Origin of the sequence: Aedoeadaptatus acetigenes (genome assembly GCF_025566985.1) — a bacterium.
GTDB classification, from domain to species: Bacteria; Bacillota; Clostridia; order Tissierellales; family Peptoniphilaceae; genus Aedoeadaptatus; species Aedoeadaptatus acetigenes.
This window is the reverse complement of the sequence record NZ_JAOQJD010000040.1, coordinates 1-661: the sequence shown is the minus strand read 5'-3', so window position 1 is coordinate 661 and position 661 is coordinate 1. Positions and strand designations below refer to the sequence as shown.

The window sequence follows — 661 nt, the reverse complement described above, 5'->3', positions numbered from 1 at the left end:
ATATATTCAAACCAAGTCTCACCTACGGCTTCTTTGAATAATTCTTCATATTCGCCGTCGTCTTCAAAATAGTTCTTGTTGTTTCTATCTAACTTGTCATAGCTGTTCGCAAAATTCCAATATATATCAAATTCACCGTTTTCATCTTTATATACTTTATAGTAATGGTATCTTTCGTTATTTTTGTCGTCCGAAATATTAACATAGTTAGACGGATTTTCTGTAACTCTAAAGATAGCTTCACCTTCACCATGAACATTTTGTTCTATTTTAATTTCATGATCTTCAGCTCCGCGTACTCTTAAAAGTTTTTCTCTAGCTATATAATAAGCATCGTCTATTTCATCATTACTCAATTGGTCAATAGATGAAATGTTTCTACCAATTTTTTGTGATATGTCTTGGAAAAAGGTGTTCTTATCTTCCTTAATTATATTCGGAATTGTTATTGTGATTGGATCATATTCACGTTCAACAGTATCTTTATCTTTTAACTTTTCAATTTTATAAGTGAAATTCCACTCATCATCTGGACCATTTACTAGATATAAAAGATTTTCTCTTTTTTGATCTGCTGTTCCTTTCGGTAAAATTATATGTTTACCAATAGGCACATAAGCCCTCTCTTCATTAATATATTTATTTTCAACGGTAAAGCCAT

The 661-nt window shown here is 30.4% G+C and carries 1 protein-coding gene; it reads right to left on the bottom strand.

Annotated features, from left to right (window positions below):
- The coding region (locus OCV31_RS09665; RefSeq protein ID WP_267303937.1) for a hypothetical protein at positions 1-661 on the bottom strand (661 nt) is incomplete at both ends.